The sequence below is a fragment of the Pseudomonas sp. KH_017 genome, assembly GCF_057840285.1.
In genome coordinates this window covers 1513114-1534464 of record NZ_CM174509.1, presented here as the reverse complement: position 1 = coordinate 1534464, position 21351 = coordinate 1513114, and the positions used below count along the sequence as shown (strand labels likewise).

Sequence of the window (21351 nt, the reverse complement as noted above, 5' to 3'; positions counted from 1 at the left end):
CTTACAGAAGAATCGTTTCGACCATGGATATCAAACAGCTCTGGACCAACGTCCTGGACCTTTGGGGCGCCCTCGACCAGCACCCGCTCGTGCACTCCAGCCTGTCGCTGTTGTTGCTTTTGGCGATTGCGCTGTTCCTCGGACGGGTGGCGCGTTACCTCATTCTGCACGCAGCAAAAATGCTCGGCCGCCAGCCGGCCCTGCACTGGGTCAATGATTTCCTACAGAACAAGGTGTTCCATCGACTGGCGCAGATCACGCCTTCGCTGGTGCTCCAGTTCGGTCTCAATCTGGTGCCGGACCTGAGCAAAACCAGCCTGAATTTCCTCGGCAACGTCGCCCTGTCCTTCACCTTCCTGTTTCTGCTGCTGGCGGTCAGCGCCCTGCTCAACGCCCTGCTGGACATCTACGCCCGCACCGAGCACGCCCGCACCCGCTCGATCAAGGGCTATGTGCAACTGGCGAAAATGGTGTTGTACGTATTTGGCGCGATCATCATCGTCGCCACGCTGATCGACCGCTCGCCGCTGTTGCTGCTGTCGGGCCTGGGTGCCATGTCGGCGGTGATTCTGTTGGTCTACAAGGACACGCTGCTGTCGTTCGTCGCCAGCGTGCAGTTGACCAGCAACGACATGCTGCGGGTCGGCGACTGGATCGAAATGCCACAGGTGGGCGCCGACGGCGATGTGGTGGACATCACGCTGCACACGGTCAAGGTGCAGAACTTCGACAAGACCATCGTCTCGATCCCGACCTGGCGCCTGATGTCCGAGTCGTTCAAGAACTGGCGCGGCATGCAGGCTTCCGGTGGCCGCCGGATCAAACGCAGCCTGTTCATCGACGCCAGCGGCGTACGTTTTCTGCGTGACGACGAAGAGCAGAAGCTGTCCCAGGTGCACTTGCTCACCGACTACATGACTCGCAAACAGGCCGAACTCAAGGCCTGGAACGAAGCCCAGGGCAACGTCGCGGCCATGTCGGCCAACCGCCGGCGAATGACCAACATCGGTACTTTCCGCGCCTATGCGCTGGCCTACCTGAAGTGTCACCCGGGGATCCAGCCGAACATGACCTGCATGGTGCGCCAGATGCAGACCACGGCCCAAGGCATTCCGCTGGAAATCTACTGCTTTACTGGCACCACGGCGTGGGCCGACTACGAGCGGATCCAGGGGGATATTTTCGACTACCTGCTGGCGGTGCTACCGGAGTTTGGGTTGAGTCTTTATCAGCAGCCGAGCGGAACGGATTTGCGTGCGGGGATATTGCCGGCGGTACTGGGCGCGAGTCATATTCCCGAAGCCGAAAAGCGCAGGGTGTAACACCCAAAAAAATGTGGGAGCGGGCTTGCTCCGGGCGGCGTTCCGACGAATGCGGTGGGTCATTCAACATTGATGTCGACTGACACTCCGCTTTCGCGAGCAAGCCCGCTCCCACAAGGGTTACATCGTTTTCAGAATTTGCGGGTTACTTGACCTGCCGCTGCGGCGCCTTGTGCACCATGGTGTAGGCGTAATCCACGCCCATGCCGTAGGCGCCGCTGTGTTCCAGCACCAGTTCCATCACCGCCTCGTAAGTATCCTTGTGCGCCCAGTCACGCTGGTATTCGAGCAATACTTGCTGCCAGGTCACCGGCACCGCGCCGGCCTGAATCATCCGTTGCACCGACATGTCGTGGGCTTCCTTGCTGGTGCCGCCGGAGGCGTCGGTGACGATGTACACCTCGTAGCCTTCAGCCAGGGCTTCCAATGCCGGGAAAGTCAGGCAGACCTCGGTCCATAGCGCGGCAATGATCAGCTTCTTGCGACCGGTGGCTTTCACCGCGTCGACCAATGCCTTGTCTTCCCAGGAGTTCATCGAAGTGCGCTCGATCGGTTTTTGATCCGGGTGCACTGCCAGCAATTCGGGCCAGATGTAACCGCTGAAGCTTTCGGTTTCGACCGAGGTGTAGATGGTCGGTACGTTGAAGATCTTCGCCGCCTTGGCCAGGCCAACAGTGTTGTTCTTCAGGGTCTGGCGGTCGATGGACTGCACGCCGAATGCCATTTGCGGCTGGTGGTCGATCAGGATCAGGGCGGAGTTGGTTGGGTTGAGCAGTTCACGAATAGACATGGCGCGTTCCTTTTGATGTCGATACTTCGAATGGGTAAGGGGTTAGTCGACCTTGCCTTCAGCGGCGTTGTTGTCGGCTTGGATGTCACTTTAGGGGCTGGCTATAAAAGGGACAATTACCTAAAATTGAGAATCATTGATTCTGAAAAAGGGACAATATGGATCGCATCGAATGCATGCGCGCCTTCGTCGTCACGGTCGGCGAGAACGGCTTCGCCGCAGCCGCCCGGGCCATGGACGTGCCGCGCTCGAAAGTCAGCAAACAGATTCAGGCACTGGAAGAAGCCATCGGCGTGCAATTGCTGCAACGCACCACGCGCAGCCTGCACCTGACCGAGGCCGGAGCCGAGTATTTCGATGCAGCACGGGAAGTGTTGGCGGCACTGGACGAAGCCGAGCAACGCGCCCGTGACGGCATCGGCGAGTTACGCGGTGTATTGCGGGTCAATGCGCCGATGTCGTTCGGTCTTCGGCGGCTGGGGCCGTTGATTCCGCTGTTTCATGAACAGCACCCGAACATCGAGCTGCAACTGGTGCTCAGCGACCAGCAGGTCGATCCCGTGCGGGGCGGATTTGACGTGACCATCCGCATCGCCAGCATGCCTGACTCGACGATGATCGCCCGGCAACTGGCGCCCGCACCGCGCATCATGGTGGCGTCCCCGGCTTATCTCGAGCGCGTGGGCGTTCCGCAGACTCCGCAGGATCTGCGCGCCCATCAATGCCTGAACTACGGGTATCTGCAGAGCGGTGTCAGCCTGCAACTGTGCAATGGCAAGGAAACCCAGCGAGTGAACGTCACCGGCCCACTGCACGCGAACAACGGCGACCTGCTGGCCCAGGCCGCCGAAGCCGGCATGGGCATCGCCCTGCTGCCCGACTTCATCGTCGAGGATGCGCTGGCAGCCGGGCGACTGGTGCCGGTGCTGTGCGAATGGCAGGCTCCGGCGATCACCATCAATGCGGTGTATTCGTCAGCACGACGGGTGCCGCAGAAGACCCGGGCGTTTATCGAGTTTCTGGTGGGGCAACTGGCGCCGAAGTGATTTCGGAGATCACGCAATCCAGTGTGGGAGCGGGCTTGCTCGCGAATGCGGTGTGTCAGCCAATGAAGGTATCGACTGACACACCGCATTCGCGAGCAAGCCCGCTCCCACAGGGTTCAGCGTGCCACCAACGACTGGCGTATACCCAACCGACTGATCCACACCGCCAGCAAAATCACCGACCCGCCGAGCAACAACCGCCCCAGTTCTTCATGCTGGTTCCAGATCAGCAGATTGATCAGCAACCCCACCGGTACATGCAGGTTGTTCATCACTGCCAGCGTCCCGCCATTGACCAGGCACGCGCCCTTGTTCCACCAGTAGAGCCCCAAAGCGGTCGAGACCAGGCCAAGGAACAGCAGTACGCCCCATTGCAGTGGCGCTTCGGGCAGGAAGTTCTGTTTGCCGAACAATAGAAACGCCGGCAGCGCCACGGCCAGTGCGCCGAAGTAGAAGTAGCCGAAGCGACGGTAATGCGGCAGATCGCTCGGGTGGCGGGCAACCAGGTGTTTATAGAGCACCTGCCCGGCGGCGTAGGTGAAGTTGGCCAGTTGCAGCAACAGGAAGCCCATGAAGAAGTCCGGGTTGATCCGGTCAAGGCGAATCACCGCCGCCCCCGCCACCGCCACCAGCGCCGCGACCAGGGCCCAGGGATTGAAGCGACGATTGAGCGCATCTTCGATCAGGGTCACGTGCAGCGGCGTGAGGATGGTGAACAGCAACACTTCCGGCACCGTCAGTACGCGAAAGCTCAGGTACAGGCAGACGTAGGTCACGCCGAACTGCAACGCGCCGATCAGCAGCATGCCGCGCATGAACGCCGGTTCCACCGAGCGCCAGCGGGTCAGCGGGATGAACACCAGCCCTGCCAGCAGTACCCGTACCAACACGGCGAAGTAACTGTCGACATGACCGGCCAGGTATTCGCCGATCAAACTGAAGGAAAACGCCTGGATCAGCGTGACAAAAAGTAGATAGCCCATGCTCGCCTCATTTCGAATGGCGGCGACGATAGCGGTTTTTGCTTTGAATCGCGATCCCCGAAAGCTGTCGGAAAATACGCTAAAACCTGTGGGAGCGGGCTTGCTCGCGAAGAGGGAGTGTCAGTCGACATAAATGTGGGATGACATACCGCTTTCGCGAGCAAGCCCGCTCCCACAGGGTTCTTGGGTGATGGCTGATTCACAGGCAAAAAAAAAGCCCGATCTCGCTAAAGCGTTCAATCGGGCCAGGGCACTCAGGAGCAACCAGTGCGAAGGGAGGTTCGATGCGCGTACAGGCTTGAAGGGTTGCGCCAGGTCACTAGACCATCCAGCGATTATCTGGCGATTAACCGGTCAAGCCACTTGCGAGAGCTTGGCGTTCGCCTGGTTCAGGCCTTTCTCCTGGAAGTCACCGCCCAGGTTCATGCCTTCGGCGTGGATGAACGTCACGTCGTGGATGCCGATGAAGCCCATGACCTGACGCAGGTACGGTTCCTGGTGATCGGCGGTGCTGCCGGCATAGATGCCGCCGCGAGCCGTCAACACATAGGCACGCTTGCCGCTGAGCAGGCCTTGCGGGCCGGTCTCGGTGTACTTGAAGGTCACGCCGGCCCGCAGCACATGGTCGAGCCAGGCTTTCAGGGTGCTGGGGATCGCAAAGTTGTACATGGGCGCGGCCATGACCAGTACATCGGCGGCGAGCAATTCATCGGTCAACTGGTTGGAGCGTTCCAGGGACGCCTGCTCGATGTCGCTGCGCTGCTCGGCGGGTTTCATCCAGCCACCCAGCAAGCTGATGTCCAGGTGCGGCACCGGCTTGGCGGCCAGGTCCCGGACGGTGACCTGGTCATTCGGGTGAGCGGCTTTCCACTGGCTGATGAAGGTCTGGGTCAGCTGACGGGAAACCGAGTCTTGCTGACGGGCACTGCTTTCGATGATCAGAACGCGGGACATGGGATGTAGCCTCCATCTGAGAATGCTTCAGGTCGATGGAGTGAAGGTTAAACAGAGTTATATCGATGAAAAAGCGCAAATAACTGGTATAACCCATCAATAAATTCGTTTATAAGCAAACCATGCCCCTGTGGGAGCGGGCTTGCTCGCGAAGGCGGTGTGTCATTCAACGTTGATATCGACTGACACGGCCTCTTCGCGAGCAAGCCCGCTCCCACAGGGGTTGGATGTCATTTCGGGGTGCAGGTCAGCTCGATGCGCAATTTGATGATGTTGCGGCTGAATTTGGCCGTGGCGTTTTTGTGTTTGCCGGCCGGTACATCGAGCTTGCGAGTGCGGGGGGCTTCCGGGCCATTGATGAAAACGGCCTTGCAGCTCGCATCGACGTCGCCGTAGTTGGCCACCTGAATGGAGCCGATGTCGCTATCCGTGTCGTAGGTCTGGTAATCGATCTTCATGCCGTTGAGGTCTTTTTTCACATCGATCGGGTAAGCCATCGCCGTCAGCGGCAGAAGCGCCAGCAGCACACAACAGAATTTTTTCATTCAGCAGCCTCCAATAAGGGCTGCCAGCTTAGGACAAGAGGAGCTCAACATGAAAGCGCCCCGCGTGACCCTTGATCAATGGCGAACGCTGCAGGCCGTGGTCGATCACGGTGGTTTCGCCCAGGCCGCCGAGGCGCTGCATCGCTCGCAATCGTCAGTCAGCTACACCGTGGCCCGCATGCAGGATCAACTCGGTGTGCCGTTGCTGCGCATCGACGGACGCAAAGCTGTGCTGACCGAAGCCGGCGGCGTGCTGTTGCGCCGTTCCCGGCAACTGGTGAAACAGGCCAGTCAACTCGAAGACCTGGCCCATCACATGGAGCAGGGCTGGGAAGCCGAAGTGCGCCTGGTGGTCGATGCCGCTTACCCAAGCGCCCGCCTTGTCCGCGCCTTGACCGCGTTCATGCCGCAAAGCCGTGGCTGCCGGGTGCGCCTGCGTGAAGAAGTGCTGTCGGGTGTGGAGGAAGTCCTGCTCGAAGGCGTGGCCGACCTGGCCATCACGGGTTTCAGTATTCCCGGTTACCTGGGTGCGGAATTGAGCGACGTCGAATTCGTCGCGGTCGCCCACCCGGAGCATCCCCTGCACCGCCTCAACCGCGAACTGAGCTTCCAGGACCTGGAAAGCCAGATGCAAGTGGTGATCCGCGACTCGGGCCGCCAGCAGCCACGGGACGTCGGCTGGCTCGGTGCCGAACAGCGCTGGACCGTCGGCAGCCTGGCCACCGCCGCGACCTTCGTCAGCAGCGGCCTGGGGTTTGCGTGGCTACCCAGGCACATGATCGAACGGGAACTCAAGGAGGGTACGCTCAAGCTGCTACCGTTGGATCAGGGCGGCAGCCGTAACCCGAGCTTTTACCTGTATTCGAACAAGGACAAACCGCTGGGGCCGGCCACGCAGATTCTCATCGAACTGCTGCGTACGTTTGACACCGCCCCACTGGACGCACCGTTCGCCGCCCCCGAACAAGCCTGACACGGAGTGTATGCATGGCCTATTTCGAACACGAAGGTTGCAACCTGCACTATGAGGAATATGGCCACGGCACGCCGCTGCTGCTGGTCCACGGTCTTGGTTCCAGCACCCTGGACTGGGAAAAACAGATCCCGACACTTGCTACCCGCTACCGGGTGATCGTCCCGGATGTGCGCGGTCACGGCCGTTCGGACAAACCCCGGGAGCGCTACAGCATTGCCGGATTCAGCGCTGACCTGATTGCATTGATCGAGCACCTCAATCTCGGTCCGGCACACTATGTCGGCTTGTCCATGGGCGGCATGATCGGCTTCCAGTTGGGCGTGGATCAGCCGCAGCTGCTCAAGAGCCTGTGCATCGTCAACAGCGCGCCCGAGGTCAAACTGCGCAGCCGCGATGACTACTGGCAGTGGTTCAAGCGCTGGAGCCTGATGCGCGCCCTTAGCCTGGGCACCATCGGCAAGGCGCTGGGCGGCAAGTTGTTTCCGAAACCCGAGCAGGCCGACTTGCGACAAAAAATGGCCGAACGCTGGGCAAAAAACGACAAACATGCTTATCTCGCCAGCTTCAATGCCATTGTCGGCTGGGGGGTTCAGGAACGACTTTCGAAGGTCACCTGTCCAACCCTCATCGTCAGCGCCGACCGGGACTACACACCGGTGGCGCTGAAGGAAAACTACGTAAAACTGCTGCCTGACGCGCGGCTGGTGGTGATCGCCGATTCACGCCACGCCACGCCGCTGGACCAGCCGGAACACTTCAACCAAACACTGCTGGAGTTTCTGACCGCAGTCGACACCACCACTCAGGATCACTGACCCATGCTGAAAAAAATCGCCCTCGCCGCAGGCTCCGTCCTGTTTGCCGCCAACCTGATGGCCGCGACGCCGGAAAAGGCACCGCATGTGCTGCTGGACACCACCAACGGCCAGATCGAAATCGAACTGGACCCGGTCAAGGCCCCGATCAGTACCAGGAACTTCCTTGAGTACGTCGACAAAGGTTTCTACAACAACACGATTTTCCACCGGGTGATCCCGGGTTTCATGGTCCAGGGCGGTGGTTTCAGTTCCTCGATGCAGCAGAAGCCAACCAAGGACCCGATCAAGAACGAAGCCAGCAACGGCCTGCATAACGTACGCGGCACGCTGTCGATGGCACGCACCTCCGATCCTGACTCGGCCACCAGCCAGTTCTTCATCAACGTCAAGGACAACGACTTCCTTGATCCGGGCCGCGACGCCGGTTACGCCGTATTCGCCAAAGTGGTCAAGGGCATGGATGTGGTCGATATCATCGTCAATGCACCGACCACCACCAAAAACGGTATGCGCGACGTGCCGGCCGATCCGGTGTTCATCAAGTCGGCCAAGCGCATCGACTGAGACTAAGCTGGACAAGGATGTCCGAGCCGTTGCCGGTGCTTGCCGGCAACGCTCAAAACGTTAAAAGGAGAGCCCGCTCGCGGGCGAACAACCAATGCTTTATCGCCGCTTTGAAAAACTGATCGATGTTTTCCGTGAAGCACCGACGGCGTCTCCGCCGGACCGGGTTTTCCCTTTCTACACTTATTACCTCAAGCAGGTCTGGCCGAGCTTCGCCGCCCTGCTGATCGTCGGCCTGATTGGTGCGTTGATCGAGGTGGCGCTGTTCAGCTACCTGAGCCGCATCATCGACCTGGCCCAAGGTACGCCGAACGTCAGTCTGTTCCAGGATCATGCCCTCGAACTGACCTGGATGGTGGTGGTTGCGCTGGTGCTGCGCCCCATATTCGTGGGCCTGCATGACCTGCTGGTGCACCAGACCCTGAGCCCCAGCATGACCAGCATGATCCGCTGGCAGAACCACAGCTACGTGCTCAAGCAGAGCCTGAACTTCTTCCAGAACGACTTCGCCGGGCGCATCGCCCAACGCATCATGCAAACCGGCAACTCACTGCGCGATTCCGCCGTGCAGGCCGTGGATGCGTTGTGGCATGTGCTGATCTACGCCATCAGTTCGCTGGTGCTATTCGCCGAAGCCGACTGGCGCCTGATTATCCCGCTTCTGACCTGGATCTTCGCCTTCATCGGCGCCCTCTGTTACTTCGTGCCACGGGTCAAGGATCGCTCGGTGGTGGCGTCCGATGCCCGCTCAAAACTCATGGGGCGGATTGTCGACGGCTACACCAACATCACCACCCTGAAGCTGTTCGCCCACACCAACTTCGAGCAGCAATACGCCCGCGAAGCCATCAAGGAGCAGACCGAGAAGGCGCAACTGGCCGGCCGCGTGGTCACCAGCATGGACGTGGTCATCACCAGCATGAACGGCTTGCTGATCGTCTGCACCACCGGTCTGGCCCTGTGGTTGTGGACGCAGTCGTTGATCAGCGTGGGGGCGATTGCCCTGGCCACCGGCCTGGTGATCCGCATCGTCAACATGTCCGGCTGGATCATGTGGGTGGTGACCGGCATCTTCGAAAACATCGGCATGGTCCAGGACGGTCTGCAGACCATTTCGCAACCGGTCAGCGTCACCGACCGCGACCAGGCCAAACCCCTGGCGGTGGCCCGTGGCGAAGTGCGCTTCGAACAGGTGGATTTCCACTACGGCAAGCAGAGCGGGATCATCGGCGACCTCAACCTGACCATCAAGGCTGGCGAGAAAATCGGCCTGATCGGCCCGTCCGGTGCCGGCAAATCGACCCTGGTGAACCTGCTGCTGCGCCTGTACGACGTCGAAGGCGGACGCATCCTGATCGACGGCCAGAACATCGCCGACGTCAGCCAGGAAAGCCTGCGCGAACGCATCGGCATGATCACCCAGGACACCTCGCTGCTGCACCGCTCGATCCGCGACAACCTGCTGTACGGCAAACCCGACGCCACCGACGCGCAACTTTGGGAAGCGGTGCACAAGGCACGGGCTGACGGATTCATTCCTTCGCTGTCGGACGCTGAAGGCCGCACCGGTTTCGATGCCCACGTCGGTGAGCGCGGGGTGAAACTCTCCGGCGGCCAGCGCCAGCGCATCGCCATTGCCCGTGTGTTGCTCAAGGACGCGCCGATCCTGATCATGGACGAGGCCACCTCGGCACTGGATTCGGAAGTCGAAGCGGCGATCCAGGAAAGCCTCGAAACCCTGATGCAGGGCAAAACCGTGATTGCCATTGCTCACCGGCTCTCGACCATCGCCCGGATGGACCGGCTGGTGGTGCTGGAAAACGGCAAGATCGCCGAAACCGGCAGCCATGCCGAACTGCTGGCCCATGGCGGTTTGTATGCGCGGTTGTGGCAACACCAGACCGGTGGGTTTGTCGGGATCGATTGATCCTCAGGATGGCCACATTACCTGTAGGAGCGAGCTTGCTCGCGATGGATCAAAGAACGCCGCGCGGTGTCAGGCTCTCAGCATTATCGTTGACGACCATCGCGAGCAAGCTCGCTCCTACAGGGGTCAAGTGATTCCGATGGACCTTGGATAACCGCCAGGCCCCGCCAACAACGGGGCCTGGCGGTTTTTTATGCCTGCTGGAATTCTGAAAAAACCGTGCTGTACTCACTTCAACGTTCTGGAGGTGGTTCTGCAGTCCATCGGCTGGATGCTAAAGGCAGCATAATCTCGAAAGGACACTCTCTTATGTCTCTGTTAAAACGTTCGGCTACCGAGTTGGTAGGTACGTTCTGGCTGGTGTTGGGTGGTTGCGGCAGCGCCGTGTTGGCCGCGGCTTTTCCGGAGGTGGGGATCGGCCTGCTCGGGGTGTCCTTCGCGTTTGGCCTGACCGTGCTGACCATGGCTTTCGCCATCGGCCATATTTCCGGCTGTCATCTCAACCCCGCGGTATCCCTCGGCCTGGTGGTGGGTGGGCGGTTTCCGGCCAAGGAATTGCCGGCCTACATCGTTGCCCAGGTCATTGGCGGCGTGATTGCGGCCGCCCTGCTCTACTTCATTGCCAGCGGCAAACCCGGTTTCGAACTGGCGGGGGGCCTGGCGTCCAACGGCTACGGCGAACACTCCCCTGGCGGCTATTCAATGGCGGCAGGGTTTGTCTGTGAACTGGTGATGACCGCGATGTTCATCCTGATCATCCTCGGCGCCACCGACAAGCGTGCACCGGCAGGCCTGGCACCGATTGCCATCGGCCTGGGGCTGACGCTGATCCACCTGATCTCGATCCCGGTCACCAACACCTCGGTCAACCCGGCGCGCAGCACCGGCCCGGCGCTGATCGTCGGCGGCTGGGCGATTCAACAACTGTGGATGTTCTGGGTCGCACCGCTACTCGGTGCAGTGGTCGGCGGCGTGCTGTATCGCTGGCTGGGTAAAGAAGAAAGCTGAAACGCTGATGCTCAGCCTTGTCGATATGGCAAGGCTGACTTCGCCTCCTCTGCATAAGCCAGCACTCCCAGTCGCTCCTGCTCCAGGAAGTCTTTCACCGCAGCTTTCAATCCCGGATGCCGCAAGTAGTGCCAGGAATGCGTAATGACTGGCTCGAATCCACGAATCAGTTTGTGCTCGCCCTGGGCCCCGGCATCAAAACGCTGGAAACCATTGGCAATGGCATAGTCCATGCCCTGGTAGAAACAGGTCTCGAAATGCAGGCGATCGAACTCTGCCAGGCATCCCCAGTAACGGCCATAAAAGCTGTCGCCCCCCACCAGACTGAACGCCATCGCCACCGGCCGTGAACCTTGCCTGGCCAGCACCACGCGAATCGACTCCGGCATGCGCTCGGCCAGCAGGCTGAAAAACTCCCGCGTCAGATACGGCGCTTGCCGGCGCACTGCGTAGGTATTGGCGTAGCAGGCATAGACGAAATCCCATTGCGCCTCGCTCAGTTCCCGCCCCTCCAGCCATTCGAAATCGAAGCCCTGCCCCGCCACCTGCTCGCGCTCCTTGCGCATCTGTTTGCGCTTGCGCGAACTGAGCACGTCGAGGAAGTCCTGGAAATCCCGGTAGCCGCGATTCTGCCAGTGGTATTGACAGCCAACGCGCTGCAGCCAGCCCGGTTGCTCGCTCAGTGCCGCGTCGGTGAACGGATCGGTGAAGTTGATGTGCGCGCTGGAGAGCCCTTCAAGCTCAAGGTAGCCCGGCAGGCTTTTCAATAACTCGAAACCGTCTTCGACCGTGGCCGCCAACAGCCGCGGCCCGGTGACAGGACTGAACGGCACCGCGCTCAACAGCTTGGGGTAGTAGTCGATGCCGGCACGTTCACAGGCATCGGCCCAGGCGTGATCGAACACATACTCGCCGTAGGAATGCCACTTGCGATAACCGGGCAGCGCGGCGATCAAGCGCTCACCTTCAACATGCAACAAATGCTCAGGCTGCCAGCCGGTATGGGGTCCGACGCTGCCGCTGTCTTCCAGTGCGCTCAAAAAAGCGTGACGCAGAAAAGGCTGAGTCTCGGGCACCAGTGCGTCCCATATCTGCGGGGCGATTTCTGACAGTTTTTGCAGGCGTTGCAACGGCATCACCATCCTCACTCTTCATGGCGTGAAAGCCCCGCGAGTATCGCCTATCGCTCCGCAATGCACACGGGCAAAACGACGACAGTGCTCTAACTCAATAGTTCACGGCGACTTTGTATCGTCACCGACATGACATCACATTGCCACTGCTCTGTCATAAACCATCGCGATACTGGCGCCTGTTTTTAGAGCGCCGGGTTATACCCGGTCACTGTTTTCCGCCCCTAACGGTCGGTTGTGTCCCGGATGGCTCTGTCATCCCCTCTCATCTTCGGAGATTGATATGCGTCTTGCTTCCACGAAAACTGCGGCGGCCTTGTGCGGTGGCCTGTTGCTGGCCATGAGTGTTCCGGCCAGTGCCGCAGTCGACGCCAAACTGCTCGACATGCTCAAGGCTAACGGCTCGATCACCAACGCGCAGTACAGCGAACTGCAAGCCGAGCTGGCCAGGGATCAGAAAGACCAGCAGATCGCCCGTCAGGCTCAGCAAGAGACCAACGAGCAAATCGCGGCCACCGCGAAGAAAACCGACACACTGAGCGCTTTCGACCAGAAGCTTGCATGGGCGGCAAAGACCCAGTTCAAGGGCGACGTGCGCTTCCGTCAGGAAAACGTCCACAACGATGGCGTGCCGAACAACAAGGACCAGGACCGTCAGCGCATTCGTGCCCGCCTGGGTGCCTACAGCGAAATCAACCCGCAAGTCGACACCGGTATCCGTATCGCCACCGGCAGCAACGACGACGCTCGCTCGACCAACCAGGACCTGAACAACTACTTCGACAAGAAGCAGATCTGGCTGGACCAGGGTTACATCGACTACCACCCGGACGCGATCAAGAACCTGCACCTGGTTGGCGGCAAGATGCCGCAACAATGGGTGAGCATGGGCGACATCATCTGGGATAGCGACATCAACCCGGAAGGTCTGGCCGTTACCTACAAGTACCCGCTGAGCGGCAGCACCGAGCTGTTCGGTAGCGCCGGTCACTACACCCTCAAGGACAACGTCGACGGCGAAGGCGTGCAGTTCAAGCACGACCTGCGTCTGTACGCCGGCCAGCTGGGTGCGCGCTTCGCCATCACCGACAGCATGAAAATGACCTTGGGCGGCAGTCTCTACGCCTACGACAACGACGACAGCAGCGCTTGCCCTACCTCGGGTACCGTTACTACGCCATGCGCACTGGCCGTCAACGGCAACAGCCCGGGCGAGCAGTTCAAACTGTACGAAGGCTTTGGTCAGCTGGACTTCAGCAACCTGCCGGTTCCGCTGTCGATCTACGGTCAGTACGTCAACAACACCGATGCCAGCAACGACCAGGACACTGGCTGGTTGGCCGGTGTGAAGTCCAAGCTCTACGGCTTCAACGTGGACTACAACTACCGCGACGTGCAGCGTAACGCTGTGGTTGGCGCCTTCACCGACTCCGACTTCGCCAACGGCTTCACCGGTTCGCGCGGCAGCAAGCTGAAAGTGAGCTACGACCTGGACAAGAACTTTGCCCTGGGCGCGACCTACTACATGGCGACCTCGGACCAGACCAACGCAAACATCAACAAGAAGGATTCGGACATCAACACCCTGCAACTGGATGCCGAAGCGAAGTTCTGATTCACCCCGCTGCACGACTCGGGCAAGGAAGCCCGGGCCCCTTTTACAGCCTGGCGTTGATGTATCGGTCCCCATCATCCTCCGATGCATCAACGCCGGGCTGTTTCTATTTCTGCTAATCCAACCTGAATGTAGGAGCGAGCTCGCTCGCGAAGGTCGTCAACGATAACGCGTGCAATCTGGATAAACGCAGCGTCTTTGAGTTCTTCGTCGGAACGCCGCCCGGAGCAAGCTCGCTCCTACATCCTACAACTTGCGCAGCAACACGCTACCAATCGAATAACCGGCACCGAACGAACTGAGTACGGCCAGCGAACCGGCGGCCAGATCGTCCTGGTTCTTGTGGAACGCAATCACGGAACCGGCGGAACTGGTGTTGGCGTAGGTGTCGAGAATCACCGGCGCTTCCTGTTCGGTGGCGTCGCGACCCAGCAGTTTCTTGACGATCAAGTGGTTCATGCTGAGGTTGGCCTGGTGCAGCCAGAAGCGCTTCACGTCGCTGACGTTGAGCTGGTTCTCTTGCAGATGCTCACCGATCAGTTCGGCAACCAACGGGCAGACTTCCTTGAACACCTTGCGGCCTTCCTGCACGAACAGTTTGTCCCTGGCACCGATGCCCTCTTGCGCCGCGCGGTTGAGGAAGCCGAAGTTGTTGCGGATGTTGTTGGAGAACTTGGTCAGCAGCTTGGTGCTGACGATGTCGAACTGGTACTTGGACGTCGCCAGGTCAGCACGCTCGATGATCACCGCAGTGGCGGCATCGCCGAAGATGAAGTGGCTGTCGCGGTCACGGAAGTTCAGGTGGCCGGTGCAGACTTCCGGGTTGACCATCAGGACCGCCCGGGCCTGGCCCAGTTGCACGCTGTTGGCAGCGGTCTGGATGCCGAAGGTTGCGGACGAGCACGCCACGTTCATGTCGAAGCCGAAACCCTGGATACCCAGCGCTTCCTGGACTTCGATGGCAATGGCCGGGTAGGCGCGTTGCAGGTTGGAACAGGCGACGATCACGCCGTCGATGTCGGCTGCGGTCTTGCCGGCGCGCTGCAAGGCTTGTTCGGCCGCACCGATGGCCATTTGGCAAAGTACCGACCACTCGTCGTTGGAACGTTCCGGCAGGCGTGGGGCCATGCGTTGCGGGTCGAGGATGCCGTCCTTGTCCATGACAAAGCGACTCTTGATGCCGGAAGCTTTTTCGATGAACGCTGCGCTGGACTCGGTCAATGCTTCAATTTCGCCGCGCGCGATGGCATCGGCGTTGTCGGCGTTGAATTGCGCGACGTAAGTATTGAAAGACTGCACCAGCTCTTCATTGGAAATGCTGTTGGCCGGGGTGTACAGGCCGGTGCCACTGATGACGACGTTATGCATGGTCGTGTCTCTAATCTGTTCAGGCAGAAAGCATTGGCACCGTCGTACCAACACACAAAGGGTCTATTCCCATCCGGGGGACGCAAACCTGGCATCGCTTTATTCCGACCTGCCCGAGACCGTGAAGGCTCAAAACCGCGGGGCCGGCGTTTATAGGCGCGAAGTTTGCCATAAACGTGGGCATTTCGCCCCTTTTGCTGGATCAAACTCCCACTGACACACCACCTGACCTGTGGGAGCGGGCTTGCTCGCGAAGGCGGTGTGTCAGGCAACAGTGATATCGACTGACACGACGCCTTCGCGAGCAAGCCCGCTCCCACAGGGTATTGCATTGGTCTCAGGCCCTACGGTTCGACTTGCGACCACTGCTTGTTCAGGCGCTTGTCGGAGATCGGCACCTTGGTCCCCAACTGTTGCGCAAACAGCGAAACCCGGTATTCCTCCAGCCACCAGCGATACAACTCCAGCTGCGGATCGCGCTTGCCTTCCTGGGCGTGTTTGTTGGCGCGGGTCTGGTATTGCGTCCACAACCCGCTCAACTCGCCACTCCAGACCCGGTCGCGCTGCACCTGGGCAGCGATTTTTTCAAAGCGCTGTTCAATCGCCTTGAGGTAACGCGGTAACTCCTTGAGCCACTGCATCGGCGTTTCCCGGACAAACCCCGGATACACCAGATGGCTGAGCTGCTGCTTGATGTCGTTCAGGGCCACGGCTTGCGCCAGGTCGATCTTGCCCTTGAAGCGTTTTTGCAGGCCATGCCAAAGCTTGAGGATTTCCAGGGTCAACTTCGCCACACGCTCGGCGTGCTCGGTCCAGGCGCCACGCTTGCGCTCGGCCAGGGACGCCAGACCGGCGCCGTCACGGGGCAGCGGGTCTTCGCCCTCAAGAATGCAGCTGTCGAGACTGGCCAGCAGAATGTCTTCCACCAGCGCATCGACGCGGCCCATGTCGCGGTACAGCAGACCCAATTCAGTCAGGCCCGGCAACTTGCCTCGGAGGAACTTGGCAGGTTCGGCCAGTTGCTGCATCAGCAAGCGTTGCAACGCGCGGCGATGCTGGAACTCGGCCTCGGCCGGGGTCGAGAAACGCCCTTCCTTGACCGTCCCGGCCTCCTCCACTAGCGCCGGATAGACCGTCATCGACAGCCCGGCGATCTTCTGCTGGGTTTTCTCGGCCACGGCGGCAAACACTTTCGGCTCCACCGGTTGCTGGCTCTTGGCGGTTTGCGGCACCGCCAATGCGGCCTGGCTGGCCTCGGCGAAACGTGCAGTCAGTTCGGCCAGATCGCGACCTTCGCCGAGGAACTTGCCCTGGGCGTCGACGATTTCCAGGTTCATCCGCAGATGGCTTTCGACCTGCTGCGCCGCCTCGGCCCAGGCTTCATCGCTGACCCGCGCACCGGTCATGCGCAGCAGCTCGCGACCCAAGGCCTGGGGCAGCGAGCCTTCGGCAAAGATCATGCGCTGCAAGGCCGCCTTGACGAAGTCCGGCACCGGCACGAAATTTTTGCGCAGAGCCTTGGGCAGGTTGCGCACCAGGGCAATGCACTTGGCCTCGATGACACCCGGCACCAGCCACTCCAGGCGTTCCGGCGGCAGCATCGGCAACAGCGGTGCCGGCACGCGCAGGGTCACGCCGTCGCGCGGGTGATTCGGTTCGAAGTGGTAGCTGAGGGCCAATTCCAGATCACCGATATGCAGCGTATCCGGGTAATGCTGGGCGGTGACTTCGCTGGCTTCGCGGGCCAGCACGTCTTCTTCGCGCATGATCAGCAGCTGCGGGTCTTTCTGGCTGTTGATCCGGTACCAGCTGTCGAAAGTCGCGGTCTGGTGGATCTCCGCTGGCAGTCGCGCGTCGTAGAAGGCGTACAGGGTTTCTTCGTCGGCGAGGATGTCGCGACGGCGAGCCTTGGCTTCCAGTTCGTCGAGCTGTTCCAGCAATTGCTTGTTGGCCGTCAGGCACTTGGCCTTGGACTGAATTTCGCCGCGCACCAGCGCTTCGCGGATGAACAATTCGCGGGACACCACGGGGTCGACCGGGCCGTAATGCACCGGCCGGCGCCCAACCACGATCAACCCGAACAAGGTGATCTGCTCGAACGCCACGACCTGGCCGCGTTTCTTCTCCCAGTGGGGTTCGAAGTGGTTTTTCTTGATCAGATGCCCGGCCAGCGGCTCGATCCAGTCGGCGTCGATCTTCGCCACCATCCGCGCGTAAAGCTTGGTGGTTTCCACCAGTTCGGCGGTCATCAGCCATTGCGGGCGCTTCTTGCCGATACCCGACGACGGATGAATCCAGAAGCGCCGCTGACGGGCGCCAAGGTAGTCGCCGTCTTCGGTTTTCTGGCCGATCTGGCTGAGCAACCCCACCAGCACCGCTTTGTGCAGCTTCGGATAATCCGCCGGCTCTTTATTGAGGCTCAACTGCATGTCGCGGCAGATCAGGCTCAACTGGCGATGAGAGTCGCGCCACTCGCGCAGGCGCAGGTAATTGAGGAAATTCTTGCGGCACCAGTTGCGCAGCGGACTGGCGGTCAGCGCCTGGCGCTGCTCCTCGAAACCGCGCCACAGGTTGACCAGCCCGGCGAAATCCGAATCGGCGTCCTTCCACTGGGCATGGGCCTGGTCCGCCGCTTGCTGACGCTCCGGCGGACGCTCGCGCGGGTCCTGGATCGACATGGCGCTGGCGACGATCAGCACTTCCTGCAAGCTGCCGAGCTTGGCCGCTTCGAGCAACATGCGGCCCATGCGCGGGTCCACCGGCAGCCGCGCCAATTGGCGACCGAGCGGGGTCAGCTCACTGTTGCGGTCCACCGCCGAGAGTTCTTGCAGCAGGTTGTACCCGTCGCTGATGGCCTTGCCATCCGGCGGCTCGATGAACGGGAAAGCGCTGACCTCGCCAAGGCGCAGATGCAGCATCTGCAAAATGACCGCCGCGAGGTTGGTGCGCAGGATTTCCGGATCGGTAAATTCCGGGCGACCGAGGAAATCCTCTTCGCTGTACAGCCGCACGCAGATGCCCGGCTCGACCCGTCCGCAGCGGCCCTTACGCTGGTTGGCGCTGGCCTGGGAAATGGCTTCGATGGGCAGGCGCTGGACCTTGGCTCGGTAGCTGTAGCGGCTGATGCGTGCCGTACCGCTGTCGATCACGTAGCGAATGCCCGGTACGGTCAGCGAGGTTTCCGCGACGTTGGTCGCCAGTACCACGCGACGCCCTGGGTGCGACTGGAAAATCCGCTGTTGCTCGGCTGGCGACAAGCGCGCGTACAACGGCAGGATTTCGGTGTGTTTCAGTTGGGCCTTGCGCAGCATGTCGGCAGCGTCACGAATCTCGCGCTCACCGGGCAGGAACACCAGCACGTCACCGGGACTGCGGCGCTCACTGCGCTCATAGGCGGCGATTTCATCGAGGGTGGCGAGGATCGCCTGATCCACCGTCAGGTCGTCCTCGACGCGGTTGCCCTCTTCGTCCTGCTCAAGTGTCAGCGGGCGATACCAGGTGTCCACCGGGTAGGTGCGGCCGGACACCTCGACAATCGGCGCGTCATCGAAGTGCTTGGAGAAGCGCTCCAGGTCGATGGTCGCCGAAGTGATGATGACCTTCAGGTCGGGACGACGCGGCAGCAGGGTTTTCAGGTAGCCCAGCAGGAAGTCGATGTTGAGGCTGCGCTCGTGGGCTTCGTCGACGATGATCGTGTCGTAGCGTTCCAGGTAGCGGTCGTTCTGGGTTTCCGCCAGCAGGATACCGTCGGTCATCAGCTTGATCAGGGTGCTGGAATCGCTCTGATCCTCGAAGCGCACCTGATAGCCGACCAGCGCGCCCAGCGGCGTGCCAAGCTCTTCGGCGACCCGGCTGGCGACACTGCGCGCCGCGATCCGGCGCGGCTGGGTGTGGCCGATCAGGCCATGCTGGCCGCGACCGATTTCCAGGCAGATCTTCGGCAACTGGGTGGTTTTACCCGAGCCGGTCTCACCGGCGATGATCAGCACCTGATGCTTTTCCAGCGCCTTTTTGATTTCGTCGCGTTTGGCGGCAATCGGCAGACTGTCGTCGTAACGAATCACCGGCAGGCTGGCCTTGCGCGCCAGCACTTGCTCACAGGACGCCTGCATCCGCGTCACCCACTGGCCCAGCCTGGCCTCGTCGGGTTTCTTGCGCAGCTCAAGCAACTGCCGCCGCAGCCGGTGGCGGTCGGCGAGCATGGCGTGATCGAGGTTTTTCAGCAGTTTGTCGATGGAGGGCGATTCGTCGGTCATCGGGTACGCAATTCAGTCGTCTAGTGGCGCAAGGGGGGCGATTGTCGCAGATTTTACGACCGCTGCGCGGCCGATCGCGAGCAAGCTCGCTCCCACACTGGATCTATGGCGACCACAAAATCGGGGCACTCTGCAGTCAAATGTGGGAGCGAGCTTGCTCGCGATGGCGTCGGTGAGAACTACTCGTTGTCCAGGCCTTTACGCCGATACGGAAACACATCAATCACCTTCCCCGCCCGAATCGCTTCCTGCAGGCTTTTCCAGTAGTCGGCGTTGTACAGCTCGCCATGCAACTGATCGAACAACTTGCGTTGCCCGAAATCGGCAAACAGGAATGGCGGAAACTCTTCCGGGAACACGTCCAGCGGCCCGATCGAGTACCACGGTTCGGACGCCATTTCATCTTCCGGGGTGCGAGGCAGCGGGATATGGCGAAAGTTGGCCTCGGTGAGGAAGCAGATCTCGTCGTAGTCGTAGAACACCACACGACCGTGACGGGTGACGCCGAAGTTCTTCAGCAGCATATCGCCGGGAAAGATGTTGGCCGCCGCCAGTTGCTTGATCGCCAGCCCGTAGTCTTCCAGGGCTTCGCGTACCTGCGCCTCGTTGGCGTTTTCCAGATACAGGTTCAGCGGGGTCATGCGGCGCTCGGTCCAGCAGTGGCGGATCAGCACCGTGTCGCCTTCCACCGACACCGTGGACGACGCGACCTCCAGCAGTTCTTCCAGGCACGCCGGATCGAACTTGCTCAGCGGGAAACGGAAGTCGGCGAACTCCTGTGTATCGGCCATGCGTCCGACCCGGTCGACGCTTTTCACCAGGCGGTACTTTTCGATCACGGTGGCGCGGTCGACGTTTTTCGACGGCGAGAAACGGTCCTTGATGATTTTGAACACGGTGTTGAAACCCGGCAGGGTGAACACGCTCATGACCATGCCGCGCACGCCGGGGGCCATGATGAACTGGTCGTCGGTGTTGGCCAGGTGATTGATCAGCGCCCGGTAGAACTCCGACTTGCCGTGCTTGTAGAAGCCAATCGAGGTGTACAGCTCGGCAATGTGCTTGCCCGGCAGGATACGCCGCAGGAAGCCGATGAACTCTGCCGGCACCGGCACATCCACCATGAAATACGAGCGGGTGAACGAGAAGATGATCGACACGTCCGCCTCATCGGTGATCAGCGCATCGATCTGGATGCCGCGACCCTCGAGGTGCAGCAATGGAATCGCCAGCGGCCATTGTTCGTCGGCGGTGTAGATGCGCCCCACCAGGTACGCGCCTTTATTGCGGTACAGCACCGAGGAAAACAGCTCGACGCTCAGCTCCGGGTCCTTGCACACCCAATCCGGCAGGTTCTCGCGCAACTGCGCGTCGAGGCGTTTCAGGTCACCGGACAGGTCGGCGTAATCCTCACTGAAGCGGTAGTCGGCGAAGATGCTGGCGAGCATGGCCGACAATTGGCCTTGCGGCTTGTAGGTGCGGGTTTGCGCGGCCCGGGCACGGCGCAGGCTCGGCCGGGTGGTGTGGATGAACATGCAGCCATCGCTGATCAGGTCATGGCTGAACAGCCCGCAGAAAATCGAGTTGTACCAGGTCTCGGACAGTTCATCGTCGAAGCGCAGGTCGATCAGGCTGATGTAGGCGCTTTTGACCAGCGGCCAGCAGCTGACGTCCAGCGTGTCGGCGTCAAACGCGGTGCGCAGTCGCTCCACCGTTTCACCGACCTTGTCTTCGTACAGGTTGATCCGTGCCGCCGACGCCGATTGCGTCTCTTGCCACCTTGCCTGTTCGAAGCGAGCCCGGGCGCCGTCGGTGATCTGGCGAAAATGCTCGCGGTAATCGTCAAAGCCATCGAGGATCAAGCGGGCGATGTCGGCGGCTGGCCATTGCTGCGGCATGGTGAGACCTCTGCGGGAATTCGGGAGGCTTGAGCTTAGCCAGTGAACCGGGTGCAGGAGAAGCGTAATTTTCCGGGTGAATTAAATGCCCGGTTTTCGGTTGCCATCGATCACACACTCAGCAACACTTTCGCCCCTCCCCCAAGGA

Annotated in this window: 16 protein-coding genes; 8 read left to right on the top strand and 8 right to left on the bottom strand. The window is 60.7% G+C overall.

Annotated elements, in window-relative coordinates; all coding sequences use genetic code 11:
* Window positions 1-23 precede the first annotated feature (23 nt).
* Window positions 24-1322: a mechanosensitive ion channel family protein gene (locus AC3IT6_RS06980; RefSeq protein WP_489354709.1), complete on the top strand. Its 1299-nt coding sequence runs from the start codon at window positions 24-26 to the stop codon at window positions 1320-1322.
* 145 nt (window positions 1323-1467) lie between these two features.
* Here AC3IT6_RS06980 and AC3IT6_RS06975 read toward each other — a convergent pair whose 3' ends face one another.
* The gene (locus tag AC3IT6_RS06975; RefSeq protein WP_008018228.1) at window positions 1468-2112 is read right to left on the bottom strand and encodes a hydrolase; all 645 of its coding nucleotides are present in this window, start codon (window positions 2110-2112) and stop codon (window positions 1468-1470) included.
* 158 nt (window positions 2113-2270) lie between these two features.
* Here AC3IT6_RS06975 and AC3IT6_RS06970 point away from each other — a divergent pair, with 158 nt between their 5' ends.
* Window positions 2271-3158: a LysR family transcriptional regulator gene (locus AC3IT6_RS06970; RefSeq protein ID WP_489354708.1), complete on the top strand. Its 888-nt coding sequence runs from the start codon at window positions 2271-2273 to the stop codon at window positions 3156-3158.
* Window positions 3159-3274: 116 nt separating this feature from the next.
* Here AC3IT6_RS06970 and AC3IT6_RS06965 read toward each other — a convergent pair whose 3' ends face one another.
* The 3 genes from AC3IT6_RS06965 to AC3IT6_RS06955 all read right to left on the bottom strand — a co-directional run bounded on the left by AC3IT6_RS06965 (window position 3275) and on the right by AC3IT6_RS06955 (window position 5640).
* The gene (locus AC3IT6_RS06965) at window positions 3275-4141 is read right to left on the bottom strand and encodes a carboxylate/amino acid/amine transporter (protein WP_489354707.1); all 867 of its coding nucleotides are present in this window, start codon (window positions 4139-4141) and stop codon (window positions 3275-3277) included.
* 354 nt (window positions 4142-4495) lie between these two features.
* Window positions 4496-5095 (bottom strand): FMN-dependent NADH-azoreductase, encoded by a 600-nt coding sequence (locus AC3IT6_RS06960; RefSeq protein ID WP_489354706.1) that lies wholly within the window; start codon window positions 5093-5095, stop codon window positions 4496-4498.
* A gap of 230 nt (window positions 5096-5325) precedes the next feature.
* Window positions 5326-5640, bottom strand: coding sequence for a 3-phosphoglycerate kinase (locus AC3IT6_RS06955; protein ID WP_150724377.1), 315 nt, complete (start codon window positions 5638-5640; stop codon window positions 5326-5328).
* A 49-nt stretch (window positions 5641-5689) separates the two neighbouring features.
* Here AC3IT6_RS06955 and AC3IT6_RS06950 point away from each other — a divergent pair, with 49 nt between their 5' ends.
* The 5 genes from AC3IT6_RS06950 to aqpZ all read left to right on the top strand — a co-directional run bounded on the left by AC3IT6_RS06950 (window position 5690) and on the right by aqpZ (window position 10933).
* Window positions 5690-6613: a PA3225 family LysR-type transcriptional regulator gene (locus AC3IT6_RS06950; RefSeq protein ID WP_008018223.1), complete on the top strand. Its 924-nt coding sequence runs from the start codon at window positions 5690-5692 to the stop codon at window positions 6611-6613.
* A gap of 14 nt (window positions 6614-6627) precedes the next feature.
* Window positions 6628-7431, top strand: coding sequence for an alpha/beta fold hydrolase (locus tag AC3IT6_RS06945; protein WP_056721391.1), 804 nt, complete (start codon window positions 6628-6630; stop codon window positions 7429-7431).
* 3 nt (window positions 7432-7434) lie between these two features.
* Complete coding sequence (locus tag AC3IT6_RS06940) at window positions 7435-7998, top strand: peptidylprolyl isomerase (protein ID WP_489354705.1); 564 nt, start codon at window positions 7435-7437, stop codon at window positions 7996-7998.
* Between the two features lie 94 nt (window positions 7999-8092).
* Window positions 8093-9925: an ABC transporter ATP-binding protein gene (locus tag AC3IT6_RS06935; RefSeq protein WP_489354704.1), complete on the top strand. Its 1833-nt coding sequence runs from the start codon at window positions 8093-8095 to the stop codon at window positions 9923-9925.
* Between the two features lie 309 nt (window positions 9926-10234).
* On the top strand, window positions 10235-10933 hold the full coding sequence (aqpZ, locus tag AC3IT6_RS06930; RefSeq protein ID WP_489354703.1) for an aquaporin Z: 699 nt from the start codon (window positions 10235-10237) through the stop codon (window positions 10931-10933).
* Window positions 10934-10944: 11 nt separating this feature from the next.
* On the opposite strand, the gene AC3IT6_RS06925 is transcribed toward aqpZ, so the two are convergent.
* The gene (locus AC3IT6_RS06925; protein WP_489354702.1) at window positions 10945-12069 is read right to left on the bottom strand and encodes a GNAT family N-acetyltransferase; all 1125 of its coding nucleotides are present in this window, start codon (window positions 12067-12069) and stop codon (window positions 10945-10947) included.
* 280 nt (window positions 12070-12349) lie between these two features.
* On the opposite strand from AC3IT6_RS06925, the gene AC3IT6_RS06920 reads away from it, so the two are divergent.
* Window positions 12350-13681 carry a putative porin gene (locus tag AC3IT6_RS06920; protein WP_489354701.1) on the top strand — a complete coding sequence of 444 codons (1332 nt, stop codon included), beginning with the start codon at window positions 12350-12352 and terminating at the stop codon, window positions 13679-13681.
* Window positions 13682-13927: 246 nt separating this feature from the next.
* Here the strand turns inward: AC3IT6_RS06920 and AC3IT6_RS06915 are convergent, their stop codons facing one another.
* The 3 genes from AC3IT6_RS06915 to aceK form a co-directional block, all read right to left on the bottom strand.
* A complete protein-coding gene (locus tag AC3IT6_RS06915) occupies window positions 13928-15049 on the bottom strand; it encodes a beta-ketoacyl-ACP synthase III (RefSeq protein WP_489354700.1) in 1122 nt (373 codons plus the stop codon).
* Between the two features lie 344 nt (window positions 15050-15393).
* Complete coding sequence (hrpA, locus tag AC3IT6_RS06910) at window positions 15394-19305, bottom strand: ATP-dependent RNA helicase HrpA (protein WP_489354699.1); 3912 nt, start codon at window positions 19303-19305, stop codon at window positions 15394-15396.
* A 179-nt stretch (window positions 19306-19484) separates the two neighbouring features.
* Window positions 19485-21203, bottom strand: a complete 1719-nt coding sequence (gene aceK / locus AC3IT6_RS06905; protein WP_489354698.1) for a bifunctional isocitrate dehydrogenase kinase/phosphatase — start codon at window positions 21201-21203, stop codon at window positions 19485-19487.
* Window positions 21204-21351 lie beyond the last annotated feature (148 nt).